The organism is Streptococcus sp. ELY_137, assembly GCF_058314515.1.
In genome coordinates this window covers 180051-199982 of record NZ_JBZFUL010000001.1, presented here as the reverse complement: position 1 = coordinate 199982, position 19932 = coordinate 180051, and the positions used below count along the sequence as shown (strand labels likewise).

The following is a 19932-nucleotide window of genomic DNA, read 5'->3' as shown; positions in this document are numbered from 1 at the left end:
ATTGCTGACTGCTAGTTTCGAAGCGACTAAATCCAGATAAAACTAGTATTCTAGCAAAAACAAGTAAATCCAAAAATTATTTGAATAAAACAAAAGAGCTGGAAACCCAACTCTCTTAATACGATTCACCAAAACCACTTATGATCATCGTCGACAACTTCTGCATCTTTTCGGCGTCTGGGACCTGTACCATATTTATCGCGCTCAATATCCTCTTTATTAGGAAGCAAAACCGCTAATAGGATGTAAAGAAAGATACCAAAACCACCTGTAAAGTAAGCAAATACCGCAAAGAGCACGCGCGCTAAAGTAATATCCCAACCAAACTTCTCTGACAAGCCAGCTAGGACACCGCATAATATCCGACCCTGCCGCTTTTTATAAAATTCTGTCATCCGAGTTTCCTCGCTTCCTAAACTTTGGAGTGATGGATTCCTGTTACTACCCCACACTCCCCTTACTTTACTAATAGTATACTGTCTTGATAGCAAAATAAAATCAGCCCTAGGGCTGATTTTTACAGCTAAAATCCGATGGTAACAATATAAGTGTCCCGCGGCAACGACCGCAGCGAAATTTCTGAAGATTGACTCGACGCTGTCTGAAATACAGCTGTCCACAGCCCTGACACTGATAGCAATAAGAGGGGGAAGGGTGAGTCGCAGGAGCATAGCGCAAACCGCCTACCTCCCTGAGCAAACGTTTGAAATCAGCATCCCCATGCTTATAGCCCTTACCAGCAAAGTAGAGATGGTAATGACAGAGTTCATGTCGTACAATTTGACGAAAGGTTTTCCTATCCAATTTTTCGTACATTGTAGGATTAAAATCCAAATGGCCATCCTTGGGAAAGAAACGCCCACCAGTGGAACGCAGCCGCTTATTCCAGGTAGCCTCATGAACAAAAGGCAAACCAAAATCTTCTAGGGATACCTGTTTGACATAGTCAATCAGTTTCACGCGGAGCCACCAGAGAAAGATTTAGTTTTTCGCGATCCAAGTCGACCTTGGAGACCCAGACAGTCACAATATCACCTACAGAAACCACTTGACTAGGATGCTTAACAAAGTTCTTGGACATTTCAGAAATATGGATAAGACCATCCTCATGCACACCGACATCTACAAAAGCCCCAAAATCCACGACATTACGGACTATTCCCTCTAGCTGCTGACCAATTTCTAAATCTTTTAAATCTAAAACATCCTGCCGCAAAGTTGGTGCCTCAAAGTCATCTCGCAAATCGCGACCTGGTTTGAGCAAGTCAGCAATAATATCCTGCAGAGTTTCCTGTCCCAATCCTAAATTAGCTGCCATATCAACAATATCAACCGCTGCCAATTTTTCCTTAGCTTCATCATCCAAATCCTCGATAGCCAGACGGTTAAACAGCTCTTCAACCGCTGGATAGGACTCTGGATGGACACCCGTATTATCTAACACATTACTACCATTAGGAATACGTAAGAAACCAGCCGCCTGCTCAAAGGCTTTATCACCCAAACGGGGAACTTCTTTTATTTGTTGGCGTGAAGTCAGACGACCGTTAGCTTCGCGAAATTTAACAATATTTTCAGAAATAGCCTTATTGAGTCCCGATACATGTGATAAGAGGGCTGGACTAGCTGTATTAACGTTAACACCAACTTGGTTCACCACTGTATTAACCACAAAATCAAGGTTTTCCGAAAGTTTCTTTTGACTGACATCGTGTTGATACTGGCCGACACCAATTGATTTCGGATCAATTTTTACCAGCTCTGCCAAAGGATCCTGCAAACGACGGGCAATGGAAATAGCCGATCGCTTCTCTACACTTAATTCTGGAAACTCTTGACGTGCCAATTCCGAAGCGGAATACACGGATGCTCCGCTTTCATTGACAATAACATAAGAGACATCAGAGAAGTCTTTAAGCACTTCTGCAACAAAGGCTTCACTTTCGCGACTAGCTGTACCGTTTCCAATAGCAATAATTTCTACCTGATAGGCCTGCAACAGCTCAGCTAATTCCGCTTTACTCTTTTCAATCTTAGCCTGACTAGCAGGAGCTACTGGATAAATAACATGAGTTGTCAAGAGTTTGCCAGTTTGATCAATAACAGCTAATTTTGCTCCAGTTCGAAAGGCAGGGTCAAACCCTAGTACAACTTTCCCTTTAAGAGGAGAGACTAAAAGCAGGTGGCGAAGATTATCAGAAAATAGCTGAATAGCTCCATCCTCTGCAGTTTCTGTCAACTCTGTACGAATACGGCGTTCCATAGCTGGAACAATCTTAGCCTTAGCAGCTTTGCTGATTGCTTCGTCAATATAGCTGTTTCTAACCTTAAAACGCGCTTCGTAGAAACGGATAATTTTATCAATGTGGTGTTCAAATGTTACCTTGAGTGCTCCCAATTTTTCGCCACGATTAAGGGCAAGTACGCGATAACCCTGAATTTCCGAAATTTTTTCTGAAAAATCATAGTAAATCTGAAATACCTGTTTCTCATCGACGGACTCATCTTTTAGTTGGGAACACAGACGACTGTACTGCCAAATTTCATTATAAGTCCAAGAACGCAAGTGGTTGTCCTCAGAAAGAACTTCAATCAAGATATCTATCGCCCCAGCTAGAGCCTTTTCTACCGTTGGAAAGGCTTCACTAACGAAACTTTCTGCTTGCTTTTCTAAGTCAGTCTTGTCTTGTAAAATGAGGCGGGTCAAGCCTGACAAGCCTGCTTCACGAGCAATAGTCGCCTTCGTACGACGTTTCTCCTTATAAGGCAAGTAGAGCTCTTCAACTTCTACCAACTTTTCAGCAGACTCTATAGCCTGTTTGAGTTCTGGTGTCAGCTTACCTTGCTCTTCAATCTTAGCTAAGACACTCTCCTTACGTTGCGCTAAGGCACTCAGAGATTTATCCGTATCAATAATAGACTTAATCAGAACTTCATCAAGATTTCCAGTTTTCTCCTTACGATAACGCGCAATAAAGGGAATTGTATTACCTTCTTCTGTCAGTTCTAACACAGCCTGAACTTGCTTTTCTTTAATACCCAGTTCTTGAGCAATCATTGTCATATTTGAATTTTCCATAACGTTATTCATTATACCATAAACCTAGAGAGACAAGACCAGCCTATTCCCCAATTTTTTTCTCTAAAAATGTACGAATCGCTGCCTCAATAGTCTCTTGAACGCGAGGGTCGGAAACGTCATAGAAATCAACTGCCATACGATTGCGAAACCAAGTCAACTGACGTTTAGCAAAATGTCGAGTATTCTGCTTAAGCTTATCAACTGCCCCTGATAAATCCTGCTCCCCTTTAAAGTAGGGGAAAAATTCCTTATAGCCAATAGCTCTGGCTGCCTGAGCATCGGGATAATGATCGTAGAGCCACTTGGCCTCCTCAAGCAAGCCTTGATTCATCATAGCATCAACACGCTGATTAATACGCTCATACAGGCGCTGGCGTTCATCATTCAATCCAATGATATAAGCATCATAATTAGATGGACGATTTTTTAAATCACGGCCAAATTTAGCTAGCTCTAGAGCTCGGATAAGCCGCCTGCGATTGGGTTCCGAAGGAATCGTGCCTAGCTTTGTCAACTCGATTCGAAGCTGATCATCACTCATCAGCTCTAAAACTTTGCGATAATCAAGAACTGCTTGCTGATCAACAGAACCACCTAGGTGGTAGCCTTCCAAAAGACTCTGCAGATATAATCCAGTCCCTCCAACAATAATTGGCAGTTTCCCACGATTAGTAATATCAGCGATCGCCTCCTTAGCCTCTGTTACAAAATCATAGGCAGAGTATGTTTCATCAGGATTTCGAACATCTACTAGATGATGAGGAATCAAGGCCTGTTCCTCTGAACTAACCTTAGCCGTTCCGATATCTAGAAAGCGATAAACCTGCTGGCTATCTCCACTAATAATCTCACCATTAAATGTTTGGGCTAAATTAAGGCCCAAGGCCGTCTTTCCAACAGCTGTTGGACCTGCTACTACAATAATTTTTGTCTGCATCTTTTTCCTTGAAAATAAACGAGAATTTGCTAGTATATATTATAACATAAGAAGAAAAGGAGACTCCATTATGGCTAAGAAACATGCTTTTGCTCGTGGTCTGGCGACAGGTGTTATCGGTACAGCTGCTACCGTTGCTGGTGCTGTATTCGCTGTTAAGAAAACAATTATCGAACCAGAAGAAAAGAAAGCAGCCTTCATCGAAGAAAATCGTAAAAAAGCTGCAAGAAAACGCATCGCACGTTAAAACACAGCCCCTTAGGGATTGTGTTTTTTTATCATTCCTTTTTTCTAATAAACTTTTCACCGACCAATGCCGTTGACCAAGAACCAGTTAATGACAATAAGACGAAAAACCTTTAGAGGGCTTCATTAACCATCTAAAGGTTTCCTATTTTATGCTTCTTGGACTTCTGCTAGACTTTCCCCGATTGCTGACAGACGCTCTGCCCATTCTTCATGGGTCAATCCATGCTCTTCGACATAGCGGTTTCTCGCATGAGCACGGCATTCTGCAGAACAGCCACGAACATACTTATGCTCGTTTTCTTCGGTCATGAAGACCTGTTCATTACAGAATGGATTAGCACAATTAACATAACGTTCACACGGTGTGCCATCAAACATATCCTTACTGATAATGGTTGGGTTGACCCGGTTGATTGGCACTGAGATGCGCTCATCAAAGACGTACATAGCCCCGTCCCACAGTTCGCCTTGCACTTCTGGGTCCTTACCGTAGGTCACAATACCACCGTGGAGTTGACCAACATCCTTGAAGCCTTCACGGACCATCCAGCCAGAGAATTTCTCACAGCGAACACCACCAGTACAGTAGACCACCACACGTTTCTCCATGAATTTCTCCTTGTTGTCACGAACCCATTGTGGCAACTCGCGGAAGTTACGAATATCTGGACGAATGGCTCCTTTGAAATGTCCAAGATCGTACTCATAATCATTACGTGTATCTAGGACCACTGTATTCTCATCAAGAAGAGCTTCCTTGAATTGTTGCGGATTGAGATACTCACCCGTTGTTTCAAGTGGGTTAATATCGCTATCAAAATCATTGTCCTCTAAACCTAGGTGGACAATTTCTTTTTTATAACGAACAAACATCTTTTTGAAGGCATCCTGGGGCTCTTGGTCAATTTTGAACCAGAGGTCTGCAAAACGCTCATCCGAGTGCACCCAGTCCATGTATTTTTGGGTCGTTTCAAAATCACCAGAAACAGTCCCGTTGATACCCTCATCCGCAATCAAAATCCGCCCTTTCAAGCCAATAGATTTACAAAAATCAAGATGGATTTGAGCATATGCTTTTGCATTTTCGATGGGGACATATTTATAATAAAGTAGAACACGAATATCGTTTGACATTGTTATCCTCGTTTCTTAAATAAGATGACCTTCATTATACCATGCTGGGGTAGCATTTGACCAAACATGTGCCCAGTCGAAACTACCGAAATTATTTTACATCCCATATAAAAAATAGTATGATGGGCTGCAAAGGAGAATATCATGAAGAAAAAAATAACTTTTATTATCTCTGGGCTAACAATTATCATTCTGGCCTTAAGTATCTGGGGGATCCAAAGTCAGAAGCAAGATAGTCAGGCTGCCCATGGTCCTAAGACTAGCCAGACCAGCCGCTCATCTTCCAAAAGCAAAAATTCTAGTACATCTAAATCTTCCAACCAGACAGCACCCTCTCCAAATAAGTCAGAGAACTCAGGCAGCAACGAGAGTAAGGATAGTAAAAATACTAATAAGACGGAGCAGGGGCAGTCAGCAGAACCAGCTTTTGACTACCATGCCCTAGCAAGTGGAGACTTCTCCAGCTTAGCAGGAACTTGGTCTGATGCAAATGGACGCACTCTTATCATCGCTCCGGATGGCAGTGCCAATATTTTAGGTACTTCTGCTAGCATAACCGTCACACGCGACGGTAAAGGAGAAGCACTGATGATGGTGACTTATGAAGACGGTACCAGCCTAGGAATACTAATGTATAGCGCCGGTGAAAGGATTCCTGATCGTCATTTTCAAAGTGGCACAGACACATCTGATAACAGTCGCAATCGCTTAGTCACTGCCGCCAGCGATGTCTTAGATGAAGGGGGGAGTGATCAGTTCAAGAATCAAGTCCTCTATAAAACCTCCGCAGACTATGAAGGCTTAAATTAATGATGACCCACTAGGATCTGATAAGCTTAATCCTATGCAGGACAATGTCTACTACTGCTGTACAAATAAAACCCCTCCCTTGGATTACTTCAAGGGAGGGGTTTGCATCAGAACAACCCAGTTACTAGTTACGACTACCAAAGATACGCAAAATATTGATAAACAGATTGATGAAATCTAAATAAAGACTAAGAGCCATAGAAACTGCCCAGCCATCTGTCACCTGACCGCGGGTCTGTCCGTAAACTCGCTTAATCAACTGGTTATCATAAGCGATCAACCCTGAGAATACCACAACAGACACAAGACTAATCAGGAAGGAAAAGGGGCCTGAACCGATAAATATATTGACGACACTTGCAATGATAATACCGATCAAACCAGCTATCAGAGCCTTGGCCATACCAGATAAATCCTTTTTAGTTGTCGCCCCAATTAAAGCCATGACAAAGAACACTATGGCCGAGCTGACGAAGGCAGCTAGGACTGTAGATTGGGTATACATAGCCACCAAAAAACTCATAGTAAAGCCATTTAAAGCCGAGTAAATCAAAAAGAGCGGCAGAGCTAGTGGACTATTGCGACGAGCCGCCCCTGAAGCAAAGACAACTAGGAGCAATTCCACGATAAGGGCCCCCCAGTAAACGTAGGGAGCGTTGTAAAGAATAGCAGCCATATTCTCAGGGAAAACATAGAGCATAAGTGCTGCAACAATAGCAGACAGGCCGATACCAAAACCAACTAAACCGTAAATTTTAGCAAAAAATCGACTTAAACCAGCGTCGGCCTGAGTAATAATTGTTTGTGAGTCCATAATAGATAATCTCCTTCATTCTAATTAATGGTTGTGTGAACCTAATTGCTTACGATTAAAAATCTTACGATTTTTAAAGCGCTGACGCATAGGATAAGCACCTTCCTTGATAGCCCAGTACTTATCAACAAAAGTGACAATATAAGATTCTTTATAGCGAGGCGGGGCAATCGTTGCCCCCCACATATGTTTGAGAATAATGTCCCTCTCTTTCTTATTAAGTCTTGTTAACTTATTAGCATTGCGTACAGCAATTCGTGGATGAACCCAAGCATGGCTCTTATTGAACTTAGTTTCACGCCAATCATAGTAAAAGAAATCATGCAAGAGTCCACCTCTAGCTGTTGCCTTCGCATCCCACCCCAGCTTCTTCGCTAAGCGGTAACTGGAATAAGCCACATTGATAGAATGTTTCATTCGTGTCGAATAGTGGTGATGGGTAATCTTATCTAGCCTTTGAAACCTAGGGTGTTCAATTAAATGGCCAACAATTGCCATAAATTCTTTATCTTTTTCGTAACGTTTCATAAACTGCTTACTCCTTTGCTAACTGACTAGCAGGAAATTCCTAAATAAACTGAAACATTATAATCCCTGCAGCAACAGCAACATTGAGACTCTCAGCTCCACCTGGCATAGTGATATGAGCCAAGATATCAGCTTCCTCAGCTACCGGCTCCGAAATCCCTTGGCCTTCATTCCCCATAACAATGGCAAAATGCTCACCAGCCTTCACAGCCTGATAGTCCAAAGAATTACTGGCCAAAGTTGTCGCAATGATCTTAACACCAGCTGCTTTACAAGCTGCTACAAAATCTAAAACCCTTCCTTTATAAATAGGAAGATGAAAATGACTCCCTTGCATGGAACGCAGGGTCTTTTGATTATAAATATCAGCGGACTTATCAGAAATAAAGACAGCCTCAAAACCTGCTGCATCAGCTGTACGAATCATCGTTCCTAAATTACCAGGATCTTGGATATCTTCTAAAATCAAATAGGGTCCTTTGAGCTTTAACGGAAGAGTTTGAGAAGCCATACGAACCTCAGCAACAATTCCTTGCGGTGTCGGACTTTCAGATAATTCTCTAAGCACCTCTGGCGTCACAAGAGTCACACCTTCATGATTAGCAACCTTATAAGCCTGCTCCTCTACAACAAAAATATGCTCAAAAACGGCTCCGCTACGCTTGGCTTCTTCAAAGAGATGCCAACCTTCTATCAGATAAGACTGCTTGCGATATTTTTTTTGGAGCAGTTTCTTTGTCTTTTTGATGAGATTATTGGCTTTTGAGGTTATAATAATCATATAATTATTATAGCATATCTTGAGAAAGTCAAGCTCGGTCAAAAGGAGGAATTTTTATGAAGAAAGTCAGAATGATTGCCTCGGGGCGCGTACAAGGAGTTGGTTTCCGCTACTCTACCTTTAATCTTGCTAAGGAAATTGGTGATATTTATGGACGTGTCTGGAATAAGGATGACGGAACCGTTGAAATCTTAGCTCAGTCCAATGATAATGCTAAATTGGCCAAATTTATCCAAGAAATTAGAAAAGGCCCTTCACCGTGGTCTAACGTGACCTATTTAGATGTTAGCATGGCTAATTTTGAAGATTTTACAGATTTTCGTATGGCTAATTAAAAATCCTTCTCTAGAAGTATTGTGAATTTACCTAAAAAAAAGTAAAATAGAACAGTATTACTAAAATCAGAGGAATTTATTGTGAAAAAAACTATAAAACGTCTACTGTTGGCAGGGATAAGTTTGTCTACACTCCTTCTCCTGTCGGGTTGTGTTCGTGTCTCAAATGGCAAACCGACCGGAACTATTTGGAATACTATCGGTCGACCGATGGGACACCTTATCACTTATTTCGCCGATGATCTCGGTCTCGGTTTTGGACTGGGAATCATTCTTGTCACTGTCTTAGTTCGCCTCCTAATTCTACCGCTTGGCTTGCACCAATCGCGCAGTGCTGCTTACCAGACTGCTAAACGTGAGCATTTGGCACCAATCTTTGAACCTATCAATAAACGATTGAAGGAAGCGACAACCCAAGAGGAAAAAATGGCTGCTCAAACTGAGCTTCTAGCTGCTAACCGCGAAAACGGCGTCAGCATGCTGGGGGGAATCGGATGTCTGCCGCTCCTAATTCAGCTGCCTTTTTTCTCTGCCATGTACTTTGCAGCCCGCTATACACCAGGTGTTCTTGATTCGGATTTCCTTTGGTTCAACCTTGGCCATCGAGATATTCCCCTGATGATTATTATTGCTGGTCTCTATCTTATCCAATCGTGGATGGCTGTCCAGCAGATGCCAGAAGAGCAGCGCCAACAAGCTGGAATGACCATGTATATGACACCGCTGATGATGGTTTTCTTTGGTCTAGCTCAGCCATCGGCTGTCGTTCTCTATTGGTTTGTCGGCGGGATCTTCTCCATTTTACAGCAGCTGATTACCAACTACCTCATCAAACCAAAGTTGAAGAAACAAGTCGAAGAAGAATTCAAGAAGAACCCACCGAAAGCTCCTAAAAGTGCCGCCCCTGTTCGTAAGGATGTTACACCTAAGCAAGCTGAACAATCTCAGCAAGCTCTGACGACTAAAAATCGCAAACGTAACGCTGGTAAGCAAAAACATAAAAAATAGTCTTCCCATTCCATAAAAGAGCTCCCTATGTCGTAGGTGTGATTATTCTTACGACATAGGGAGTTTTATATTATTTCCAACAAAAACACTCTTGTTACCAGTGTACTAAATCAACAGATATGTTTTTCTTGTATTTCAGATTAGAAAATAGGATTAATTGTTTTTATATTACTAGCTATGATTGATTAAATTAAATAATTTAAACCACCAGTGACGGCTCCTCCTACACCTCCGATGATAGCTCCCTCAGAAGCTGCATTAAAGAAATCAGCAAAGCTACCACCTTCTACGGCATAAGCTTTTAGGCATCCCACTAAAAGCTAGATCTGAAGATAATGATACTTCTTAAGAGCAAAAAAGCCTGAGATTCAAAAACTCTCAGACTCAACCAAGGGCGGAAAAATTATATCAGCGAAAATCCACCCGTTTTCTATTATGTTTTTTAATCCGTTGTTTTATTAACACTAATAATCTCAACATCATAGCTGCCAGCTGGCGATTCAATGGTGGTCGTGTCACCCACTTTTTTACCAATAAGAGCTTGGGCAATTGGACTTTCATTAGAAATCTTACCGGCAAAGACATCAGCTCCAGCAGCCCCAACAATAGAATAAGTATCTGTATCCTTGGTGCCAACTTCTTGTACTACGACGGTCTTACCAATAGCGACTTCGTCAGAAGCGACGGCATCACTGTCAATAATTTCAGCATAGCGAATCTTAGTTTCTAAAATTTGGATCTGCCCTTCAACAAAAGCTTGTTCGTCCTTAGCAGCATCATATTCTGAATTCTCAGAGAGGTCTCCGTAAGAACGAGCAATTTTGATACGTTCCACAACTTCTGGACGGCGAACAAGTTTCAAATCTTCTAATTCCTGTTCAAGTTTTTCTTTCTCATCAAGAGTCATTGGATAAGTTTTTTCTGCCATTTTTATTCTCTTTTCTATTTTAATGTAATATTCTATAAAGGAGGCTGGGACTATTCCCGCCTGCTTCTTCAAATAAGTCTAACACAGAAACAGAAGTCTGGAAACAACCATCACAGACTCCTGAATCTCATTTCTCAATTACTTTTCTTTACTGGAACTCGAATCACTATTGTCTGAAACTTTTTTATTAACGTAAGTCTCGACATTTTTTTGGTGATCTTCGTAGGTCTCAGAATAGTAAACATTACCAGTATCAACGTCAGCAACAAAGTAAAGGTATTTGGTATCTGCTGGGTGAACAGTAGCGTCAATTGCCGATAAGCTAGGACTGTCAACTGGCCCAGGCATTATGCCTTTGTGCTTGTAATCGTTGTAAGGAGAATCAATTTCGGTATCAATATTAGCATCCTCTTTGAGAGATGTTTTATCGCCTAATTTCCCAAGAGCATAAAGCACAGCAATATTGGATTGCAGCTCCATATCAGCATCTAAGCGATTGTAAAAGACACTAGCGATATTGCGGCGATCATCATCTGTCTGCCCTTCTTTTTCAACCAGAGAAGCAAGAGCTAACGTCTCATTAACATTATAGTTAGACTGGTCAATCGCATCATAATAATCAGCCAGATAAGTATCCATAGTGCCTAACATCTGATCAATCAAATCTTCCAAGCTAACATCCTTTGTATAATCATAGGTCGCTGGGAAGAGATAACCTTCCAATTGATACTTAGCCTTATCGGAATCCGGTATATCTGCTAGGAGTTTGGGATACTTCTCCTTCATTTTATTGACGAAATCTTTATCTTTCATCAACTTGAGAAAATTTTTAGAATTGTAGGGTGTTTTATCAGTTTTTGCTTTAGTATTAGCATTACTTTCGATAGCTTTGGCTATCTGCTCAACAGTATACCCTTCTGGGATAACAATTTTACCTGCGTTAGGATCTGTAGGCTGAGCCGTACCGCCAGCTTGCAGCTGTTTGATTATCTCATCAACACTCATACTAGCCTTGAGATTGTAATAACCATTTTTGAGATTGCTATAATTTTTAAACTTAGTATAGTAGTTAAAAACATTAGCATCCTTAATCAAACCTTTTCTCTCTAAGATTTGACCAATTTGCTTGCTGCTGGATCCTTTAGGTATTTCAACCGTCACATACTTCGTTGCCTTGCTATTGACAGGTGACAAGCTGGATTTAACATAGTAGGCCCCATAAGCCCCACCAGCAATCATCATCAACAAAATAAGACTGATAATCCAAGTACTGATACGGCGAGCTAAACGTTTTTTCTTTTTATTACGTTTGACATTTTTACGCGAAGCTTTAGATTCTTGCTCAAGTTCTTCATCGTCAGCTTCCTCATCGGGACCGCTGTCATCAGTTTCCTCAGACCAAACAGGCTCTGACTCGTAGTCAGAATAACTGCTAGATTCCGAAATGCTATCAGTTTCTTGATATTCAGACTCGACCCAGGACTCTTTATCGCTGCTGTCTGCGCTTCTCTCCTCATCTTCTGAGTTTACTAAACCTATAGTGGAACTAGCTGAGTTGATATCCTTGATAGGAATTGGAATAGTAAAGCCTGACAAATCAACATCAGCAATCTCAGGAGCTTCAGATGGCATGGTGGGAAGACTGCTGACAAAACCACTGCCCTCCTCAAGATCCCCGTCATCCTCGGGCACACTTTCTCCTAACAAATTCAATTCTTTTAGATGTTCCTGCTCTTGAATTTTTTTTAATGCTTCGGCTTCTGCCAAGGCTCGCTTTTGCTCTTCCTCTGCCGATTTAGCTGCTAGCTCCTCTTGTTCTTTCAGCTTGGCTGCAGCCTCCTGCCAATTAAAATTAGGATCAATCTCACGATTACTGTCGGCATCTAGACTATCGACAATTGATTGGACCGTTCCGTCATCTTGGATCCCCCTTGAACGCTTGGCTTCTTCTAATTCGCTCAAAATCTGGCCTTTGAAATCATTGCCAATAGATTTTGACTTATCATCCTTAAAATCGGTCAAAGCTTGTCCTCCTCATTATTATCAGACGCCATTATATCTAAAATTACGGTTAAATGCAACTTTTCACGGTTTCTCTGTCCTATTTGCCTCAAGTTAACAGCTATTCCTTATTGATTTCCCAAACCATATTATACCAGATACTACCACCGTGCTTGGAAGATGATTCACCTTCATCAGCAAAACCGTTCATCTCATAATAAGTAATGAGCTCTCCATGGCAAGTCAAACTGATTCCTTGACGTTCTTGAGCCACAGCCAAATCCTTAAGCGCTGCAAGAAGAGCGGTTCCAATTCCTTGCCCCTGATAGAAGGGAGCAACCGATAAAGACTGAACCAAAATAAACCCGCCAACTGCTGGATTAGCCTCCACTGTATTAAATAATTCATCAGTCAAATAACGGTTCTGCATCACTGGGCCTACAATATAACCAGCTACACGCCCATCTATTTCAGCAATTAAAAAAGTATCAGGAATTTTTCCCAGCCGCTCCTTTATAGCAGTTGGGCTCGCTGCTTCTGCGGCGGAAAAGTTACTCTCCTCAATATCGATAATTTCACCGTAATCCTCTAGCTTTACCTGTCTAATTATCATCTTTTTCCTCCGTTTAAGTTAGTTTATACTCAAAGAAAATCCATCAGAACTAGGCAAGACAGCAAAGTTAAGCGGCTAAGATGCTCAGCAAAGAGCTTTAGGTCCTTGTCTAGAAATGAGAAGGCGACAAAGTGCTTCAGTAACTAACGGCAGTCGCTACCAAAGTCTGCCTAGTCACCACTAGGCTTGCCCGCGAGCTAATCAAATTCAACTCTCTAGCGTACCCGACCGCCTGTAGATATTCTGAAGTGAGAAACGAGCAGAATTCGAGGGGACAAAGTTGGCTCACTTTCCCCAAAAGGAAAAGGTGAGAGCTGGAAACGTCAAACATTTCCAATTCTCACCCTCTTATCACGCTATTGCGTATTGGAAGCCAGATTGGCAATCAATTCTTCAAAGGAGCGTTCGTAAAGCTGAATATCACCAGCTCCCATAAAGACATAAACAGCATTATCATGATCAAGCAGCGGTGATACATTATCCACTGTCACAACTTTTGCAGGCTTTTGTAGCTTATCTGCTAAATCTTCAACCTTGACCTGACCTCTATCACGCTCGCGGGCTGAGCCGTAGATTTGAGCCAAGTAAACACTATCTGCCTCATTCAGCGCTTCTGCAAATTCATCCAAAAGAGCAATCGTCCGTGTAAACGTATGGGGTTGAAAAATCGCCACAATCTCCCGCGATGGGTATTTCTGTCGGGCTGCATCCAGAGTGGCAATAATTTCTGTCGGATGGTGAGCAAAGTCATCAATAATGATAGTATCGTTGACAAGTTTTTCCGTAAACCGACGCTTAACACCTGCAAAGGTCTTAAGGTTCTGAGCGACCAAATCCATATTAAAACCAGCAACATAGAGATTAGCAATAACAGCTGTCGCATTCAAAATATTATGTCGGCCATAAGCTGGTACATGAAAAGTTCCTAGATCCTGTCCCTTATGCTTAACCTTAAAGTCAGAACCGTTAGTTGTACGGACAATATTATAAGCTATAAAATCATCAGATTCCTCAAATCCATAATAATAAATCGGAGCCTGAGCCGTAATCTTGCGCAGATAAGGATCTTCACCATAGACAAATAGCCCCTTTTGTACCTGCTTGGCATAGTCATTAAAGGCATTGAAGACATCATCAATAGAAGTGAAGTAATCAGGATGATCGAAATCAATATTCGTAATAATGGAATAGACAGGGTGGTAGGGCATGAAATGGCGCTCATACTCATCAGATTCAAAAACAAAGTATTGACTGTTAGCTGAACCGCGACCGGTCCCGTCACCAATTAAGAAAGAGGTATCCGTAATATTGCGTAACACATGTGCTAAAAGCCCCGTCGTTGAAGTTTTGCCATGAGCCCCAGCTACACCCAAGCTAGTAAACTGTTCCATGAAATCACCTAAGAATTCATGGTAGCGCTTGAAGGTAAAACCGTGCTGCACAGCATAAGCTACCTCAATGTTATTATCTTGGCGAAAAGCATTGCCGGCAATCAGTTCAACATCAGCCGTAATATTGCTTTCATCAAAGGGAAGAATCGTAATCCCAGCTTGTTCAAGTCCACGTTGGGTAAAATAATATTTTTCAACGTCAGACCCTTGAACCTTGTACCCCATTTGGTGCAACATCAGAGCCAGGGCACTCATCCCTGAGCCTTTGATTCCGATAAAATGATAGGTTTTAGACATGTGTTTCCATTTCTCCTATTCGCCATCCAACATTAGATTTAACTCTTTGGCAATCTGATGCGTACGACGCTGTCTGGTTTCTTCTTGATTGTAAATTTGGCTCCGCTTGAGGAAGTCGTAATTGTTTTTCTTGGCCTGCCTATTTGAAGGATTTTTAGGTTTCTGGTAGGTCTTAGGCAACTCAGCTAAAATATAGTGATCCTGATGTAGATTATGGCTGAACCGCGCTAGCTCATTGACCGGCGATTCTTTACTAGTATCTGCCATCTTACCATTAAAGAAAATAGTAGGTTTAGAGGCTGGTGCTTTATCAGTAAACTCGCGACGCTGGAAATTGGGTTTGGCAGGGATTTTAGACTCCTGAGCAATATAGGTCTGGCGCTTACGCTTCAAATCCTGTCTAGCTTCTTCACGCGCCAGCTCAGCATAAGACTTGGCCTTTTCCCTTTCAGAAACGCGCCCTTGAGCATAGGCTCGACCTGCCGAACTGGCAGACTGTTCCCCCATCACATAATTATCGCTGTAAGACTTATCATGATAGTCTCCGTGAATATTATTAATTAAATCTTCATTATCATAGAGCTGCATCTGAGGAGCTGTCGCAATAACCAACTCATCATCCGCTACTAATGGAAACTGATCCTTTTTTCTAACCATAGATCTCTCTCCTTTTTAAGATACTCAGGGCCATGCTATAACTCTCTGAACTATAGCAACCGGCGGTTAAACCTTGCACAGCAAGTACCAGTGAAATCCGATTGAAAAATAGAAAACTTGACAAAGATGTTAACCTCTAAAAAACGGTTATACTCCAGAATAGTCAAAGCTTAAACAACTTCGCTGCTTTTTCTATACAAATCGCATTTTCGACCCTTAAGTAGGGCTCTAACATTACTATTATACCCTAAATGATGGACTTGTCAAAAAGATATCAGCTTTTTACGCCCAAAATTTCTTTGATATCTTCGATTGTCATATTGGCACGACTCTCATTACCGTCAAGGACCGTAGTAACCAAGTTCTTCTTAGAATCCTGCATTTCTAAGATTTTTTCTTCAATAGTTCCCCTCGTAATCAGTCGATAGACTTCAACATTCTGCTGCTGACCGATGCGGTGGGCACGGCTGATAGCCTGCATTTCCACTGCCGGATTCCACCAGAGATCAATTAAAATAACTGTATCAGCCCCCGTTAGGTTAAGACCAACCCCACCAGCTTTGAGAGAAACGAGAAAAATATCCCTGCTGCCATTATTGAAGGCCTTGGTCATTTCCTGCCGCTGCTCAGCCGGTGTAGAGCCGGTTATTTTATAGGTGGTTAAACCGAGTTCATGAGCTTCCTGCTCTGCTATCTCTAACATATCTCTGAACTGCGAGAAAATTAGGGTGCGATGTCCACTATCTTGAATCTGGCTGAGAAGTTGACGCAGACTGTCAATCTTGCCGCTTTCCCCATCGTAATTCATAAAGAGAGCCGGTGTATCACAGATTTGGCGCAATCGTGTAATCCCTGCTAGAATTTGGATCTTCTGACGATTAAGTTCAGCATCGGAAGCCTGACTAACACTATCTTGCATCTGCCTCAACTGGGCCAGATAGATAGCTTTTTGCTTATCATCTAATTCATTATAATAGGTCGTTTCAGTCAGTTCAGGTAATTCTGGCAGAACCTCTTCTTTTTTGCGCCTCATGATAAATGGTTTGATATAACGAGCTACTTCCGCAGCTTCTAGTTTAAGAAAGGCTTTTTTTGGTGGCAGAAGCCCTGGTAGCACAATTTGAAAGATTGACCAAATTTCCAGAAGCTTATTCTCAATCGGCGTACCAGAGAGTGCAAAACAATGATCAACCTCAAAGGCTCTCAATGATTGAGCTATCTTGGTTTGAGTATTTTTCATTACCTGAGCTTCATCCAAAATTAAATAGTCATAGTGCTGCGTCTGATATTGATCAAAATCCTGACGAAAAGAGGCATAACTGGTAATCATAATCTGGTGCCCCGACTCAATGATAGACAACCTTTCTTGTTTTAAACCGTAAGAAACAGCTACATCAAGTTCGGGAGCAAATTTAGTGAATTCATCCTTCCAATTATAGATTAAGCTGGAAGGTGATAAAATAAGGACTCGAGAACTTTCCTGCAATCTGGAAGTTAAAAAAGCAATTGTCTGCAGGGTCTTACCCAATCCCATATCATCAGCTAAAATACCGCCAAATCCATAATAATCCAGCATAGACAGCCACTTAACACCCGTCAGCTGATAATCCCGCAACTGGGCCTGAACAGATATCTGAGTAGTTTTAAATTCCTGAGGGTGAGTCAAATCATAGGCTAATTGCTGGAAATCAGCTGAAAAATCTACCCGTTTGGAATCCTGATAGAGCTGGGAAATTTGAAAAGCAGCCAAATTACTCAGTTTGAGATGGCCATCCTGCTGCGGTTGAGCCTGCAGAGATTTTAGAGTACGACTAATCTTCTGGGTTTCCTCATCAAAGACAACTAACCGCCCCTGATCATTGACATAATAAGGTTCATTTTTAAATAAAGCTTGAAGGGCTTGATTAATATCTCCCTCGTAGATAGAAGAAAAGTCAAAAGATACATCAAGCAATCCCTGCTGGGCTGATATTTTGACCTGTGGGCTTTCATAATAGCGAAGGGCATCTAAAGTCTCACTTAAGTGAACCTGACCCAAGTTCTGCAAACGAGGGATCGTACGAGTAAAGAAATTATAAAGCTCCTCACCGTAAAGTGGCAGATGACGGGCAGTGAACTGCCCCATAAAGCCCTCTGCTGCCAACACCCGATTGATCTGTTCTTCGCGCTTAAAGTTACTGCTAAAGGGTAATTCATTTAAACCGTCCCGGCTTCTTACCTTAACGCCATCGTAATCATACGTTACTTTGAGCAAAATCTCTTGGTTGTCAGCCAAATCCAAGTCAAAACTAGGCTTAAAATCCCTGATAGCAAAAGATCTAGGCGCATCAATACGACCTATCTCTGCAAAATCCAAAAGACTGGCAGCCAATTTCCCCTGGTCGTCCAAATCAAAGTGGACATGCTTACTCAAGTCTTCTTCAATAGCTAATCCCTTGATAGCCTTGACTAGCTTACGCTGCTTTGCAGTAAGGTGATAAAAGGTCTGACGGTAGAGCACATAAGCGTGATCAAAGAAAGATTGACTGGTTTTTTCTGAAATAATCAGCTCCAAAGATAACTGATGGACAAGAACTTTGAAGGTATATAAGCTGTCTTCCCCTGTCAACTCCTTAAAATAAATTTCTCGGTAATCATGATGATTGAGACTGATCTGAAAATCGTAGAGATCCTGCATCAGCTGGATCCCCTCTTCAAAAAAGCCATGCGGTAAGCTCAAATGCCGGGCACGGTTAGGCAAAAGATAATCTAGGTGATTGGGATCATCATCAGGAATCAGACGCCAGAGGAAGTCAATAAACTCCCGACTAGCTTCATCAAATTGAATATAAGAAATCGGCTCAAAATAATTCTTACCAATTTGATAAGAATCCTCACGCCTTAGAACCTTTAAAAAGGTGCTAATATCCCGAATAATATAGCGACGATCGTCTGGCAGGCGATTAATATAAAGCGTCCACCAGATAGCTGAGGAATAAGAATCTTGCTCTCCGGTAACCGACAAGCGATATTTGAGACTATCATCCTCATTAACGGCTAAGCCATCTAAAAAAATGCTGCCGAAAGAAAAAAGCTTCTCTTGATGCTGTTGGTAAACGTCATCATTAACCAACTGTTCAACCAATTCTTTACCAATCTCATCATTTTTTAAATAATATTCAATAGCAGCTAGATGGGGGCAGTAATTCTTTTGCGCAAACATCAAACACTCGCAGCTTACTTTATCGTCATCAAAGGAAAAAGAAAGGGCCACTCCATCTACTTCTGCTTTAATAATCTTATCAACCGTGGATAATATTTTGATTTTGCCTGCTTCAGATAGGACGATTCCTTCATTGCGGATACGTCCCGGAATCAATCTTGCCATACCAAACATTAGTCCAATCTAATTTTACTTATCTTGTCATTATAGCAGATTATATAAACTATTTCACAAAAATAGTGCCATAAAGTTCTTTTATGTTATACTGGTAACACATAAAACCTAGGCTGCAAACCAGCAAGCAAGTCAGCATTTGAACTCTATAGTTAAGTCCTAAGGGCTATTCCCAACTTTCTTTGAATCGCCTACAGCTTAGTATTTTGAGATAAGGAGAATCTCTGTTATGTCACCGACTATTCGTCTTGCTACGCAAGAAGATTTACCCTATTTGTTAGAAATTTATAAACCCTATGTTGAAGAGACAGCTATCAGCTTTGAATACAATTGCCCTTCCCTTGAAGACTTCACTCAGCGTTGGCAAAGTATTAGCCAAATCTATCCCTACTTCGTTGCTGAAGACAAGAAGCAGATCCTAGGCTATGCTTACGCCTCAGCTTTCCATCCCAGAGAAGCTTACCAGTGGTTGGCTGAGGTCACTATCTATCTGGCTCCCAACGCTAAGGGAATGGGGTTAGGACGCCTCTTTTATGAGCAATTAGAATCCTGCTTGAAAGCCCAAGGAATTCTGACAGCTTTGGCTTGTATTGCAACAACAGCCAAAGCAGATAGCCGCCTGACGAACAATAGTCAGGAATTCCATCAGCATCTAGGATATAAGGTTGTAGGACACTTCAAACAAGCCGGCTATAAATTTGGTCGTTGGTATGATATGAAATGGCTGGAAAAATCTCTTGCTACCAACCCCAGCCTACCCCAGCCTATTATCCCCTTTTCAGAAACTTCTCTCTATCAAGAGTATAAAAGCTAGAATAAAATAGAGAATGAGATGAACTCACGTTCATAGAATTGGATATTCTCCAACAGTTCCCCAAACTGTTGGAGCTATCACTTGCGCGGTCATTAAACAGTCCAGTGGGCTGTTTAATGACCGCGCCCCAAGATAAGGACCGCCAACCAGCAGTGGTTCATTGGTGCTAAAGCACCT

Annotated in this window: 18 protein-coding genes and 1 pseudogene; 5 read left to right on the top strand and 14 right to left on the bottom strand. The window is 41.7% G+C overall.

Translation table 11 applies throughout. The features are described 5' to 3' along the window. Positions 1-125: 125 nt before the first annotated feature. From AC4HAO_RS00955 to miaA, 4 genes are all read right to left on the bottom strand, one after another. The gene (locus AC4HAO_RS00955) at positions 126-395 is read right to left on the bottom strand and encodes a PspC domain-containing protein (RefSeq protein ID WP_447452779.1); all 270 of its coding nucleotides are present in this window, start codon (positions 393-395) and stop codon (positions 126-128) included. 109 nt (positions 396-504) lie between these two features. Beyond that, complete coding sequence (locus AC4HAO_RS00950; RefSeq protein ID WP_491134286.1) at positions 505-960, bottom strand: SprT family protein; 456 nt, start codon at positions 958-960, stop codon at positions 505-507. Continuing rightward, a complete protein-coding gene (locus tag AC4HAO_RS00945; RefSeq protein WP_491134285.1) occupies positions 947-3079 on the bottom strand; it encodes a Tex family protein in 2133 nt (710 codons plus the stop codon). Before AC4HAO_RS00945 ends, AC4HAO_RS00950 begins: the two co-directional genes overlap by 14 nt. A 43-nt stretch (positions 3080-3122) precedes the next feature. After that, positions 3123-4019 (bottom strand): tRNA (adenosine(37)-N6)-dimethylallyltransferase MiaA, encoded by an 897-nt coding sequence (gene miaA, locus AC4HAO_RS00940; protein WP_447452776.1) that lies wholly within the window; start codon positions 4017-4019, stop codon positions 3123-3125. 70 nt (positions 4020-4089) lie between these two features. Between miaA and AC4HAO_RS00935 the strand changes: the two genes are divergently transcribed. Further along, entirely contained in the window at positions 4090-4266 is a 177-nt protein-coding gene (locus tag AC4HAO_RS00935; protein ID WP_447452775.1) for a DUF3042 family protein, read from the top strand. A gap of 149 nt (positions 4267-4415) precedes the next feature. Here AC4HAO_RS00935 and trhO read toward each other — a convergent pair whose 3' ends face one another. Continuing rightward, complete coding sequence (gene trhO / locus AC4HAO_RS00930) at positions 4416-5402, bottom strand: oxygen-dependent tRNA uridine(34) hydroxylase TrhO (protein WP_491093386.1); 987 nt, start codon at positions 5400-5402, stop codon at positions 4416-4418. Between the two features lie 144 nt (positions 5403-5546). On the opposite strand from trhO, the gene AC4HAO_RS00925 reads away from it, so the two are divergent. Continuing rightward, positions 5547-6212 carry a DUF6287 domain-containing protein gene (locus AC4HAO_RS00925; RefSeq protein WP_491093387.1) on the top strand — a complete coding sequence of 222 codons (666 nt, stop codon included), beginning with the start codon at positions 5547-5549 and terminating at the stop codon, positions 6210-6212. Positions 6213-6336: 124 nt separating this feature from the next. Here AC4HAO_RS00925 and AC4HAO_RS00920 read toward each other — a convergent pair whose 3' ends face one another. From AC4HAO_RS00920 to AC4HAO_RS00910, 3 genes are read right to left on the bottom strand one after another with little or no spacing between them, the layout of a single operon-like run. Then, the gene (locus AC4HAO_RS00920) at positions 6337-7026 is read right to left on the bottom strand and encodes a Bax inhibitor-1/YccA family protein (RefSeq protein ID WP_491134284.1); all 690 of its coding nucleotides are present in this window, start codon (positions 7024-7026) and stop codon (positions 6337-6339) included. Between the two features lie 24 nt (positions 7027-7050). After that, positions 7051-7554, bottom strand: coding sequence for an HDIG domain-containing metalloprotein (locus AC4HAO_RS00915; RefSeq protein ID WP_447452769.1), 504 nt, complete (start codon positions 7552-7554; stop codon positions 7051-7053). A 40-nt stretch (positions 7555-7594) separates the two neighbouring features. Continuing rightward, positions 7595-8335 (bottom strand): TrmH family RNA methyltransferase, encoded by a 741-nt coding sequence (locus AC4HAO_RS00910; RefSeq protein ID WP_491093389.1) that lies wholly within the window; start codon positions 8333-8335, stop codon positions 7595-7597. Positions 8336-8391: 56 nt separating this feature from the next. Between AC4HAO_RS00910 and AC4HAO_RS00905 the strand changes: the two genes are divergently transcribed. Beyond that, positions 8392-8670: an acylphosphatase gene (locus AC4HAO_RS00905; protein WP_447452767.1), complete on the top strand. Its 279-nt coding sequence runs from the start codon at positions 8392-8394 to the stop codon at positions 8668-8670. Between the two features lie 81 nt (positions 8671-8751). After that, on the top strand, positions 8752-9678 hold the full coding sequence (gene yidC / locus AC4HAO_RS00900; RefSeq protein WP_491093390.1) for a membrane protein insertase YidC: 927 nt from the start codon (positions 8752-8754) through the stop codon (positions 9676-9678). A 442-nt stretch (positions 9679-10120) separates the two neighbouring features. Here the strand turns inward: yidC and greA are convergent, their stop codons facing one another. The 6 genes and pseudogenes from greA to AC4HAO_RS00870 form a co-directional block, all read right to left on the bottom strand. Then, a complete protein-coding gene (gene greA, locus AC4HAO_RS00895; protein WP_447452764.1) occupies positions 10121-10606 on the bottom strand; it encodes a transcription elongation factor GreA in 486 nt (161 codons plus the stop codon). 138 nt (positions 10607-10744) lie between these two features. Next, positions 10745-11950: pseudogene (gene mltG, locus AC4HAO_RS00890) on the bottom strand (endolytic transglycosylase MltG); the annotation flags it as partial. 778 nt (positions 11951-12728) lie between these two features. Beyond that, positions 12729-13220: a GNAT family N-acetyltransferase gene (locus AC4HAO_RS00885; RefSeq protein ID WP_491134283.1), complete on the bottom strand. Its 492-nt coding sequence runs from the start codon at positions 13218-13220 to the stop codon at positions 12729-12731. Positions 13221-13576: 356 nt separating this feature from the next. Then, positions 13577-14908, bottom strand: a complete 1332-nt coding sequence (murC, locus tag AC4HAO_RS00880) for a UDP-N-acetylmuramate--L-alanine ligase (RefSeq protein WP_447452761.1) — start codon at positions 14906-14908, stop codon at positions 13577-13579. A gap of 15 nt (positions 14909-14923) precedes the next feature. After that, positions 14924-15565, bottom strand: coding sequence for a divisome accessory protein ZapJ (zapJ, locus tag AC4HAO_RS00875; protein ID WP_491134282.1), 642 nt, complete (start codon positions 15563-15565; stop codon positions 14924-14926). A gap of 274 nt (positions 15566-15839) precedes the next feature. Next, positions 15840-18932 carry a pilus expression-regulating Snf2 family helicase gene (locus AC4HAO_RS00870; protein WP_491134280.1) on the bottom strand — a complete coding sequence of 1031 codons (3093 nt, stop codon included), beginning with the start codon at positions 18930-18932 and terminating at the stop codon, positions 15840-15842. A gap of 238 nt (positions 18933-19170) precedes the next feature. On the opposite strand from AC4HAO_RS00870, the gene AC4HAO_RS00865 reads away from it, so the two are divergent. Further along, positions 19171-19755, top strand: coding sequence for a GNAT family N-acetyltransferase (locus AC4HAO_RS00865; protein ID WP_491093395.1), 585 nt, complete (start codon positions 19171-19173; stop codon positions 19753-19755). Positions 19756-19932 lie beyond the last annotated feature (177 nt).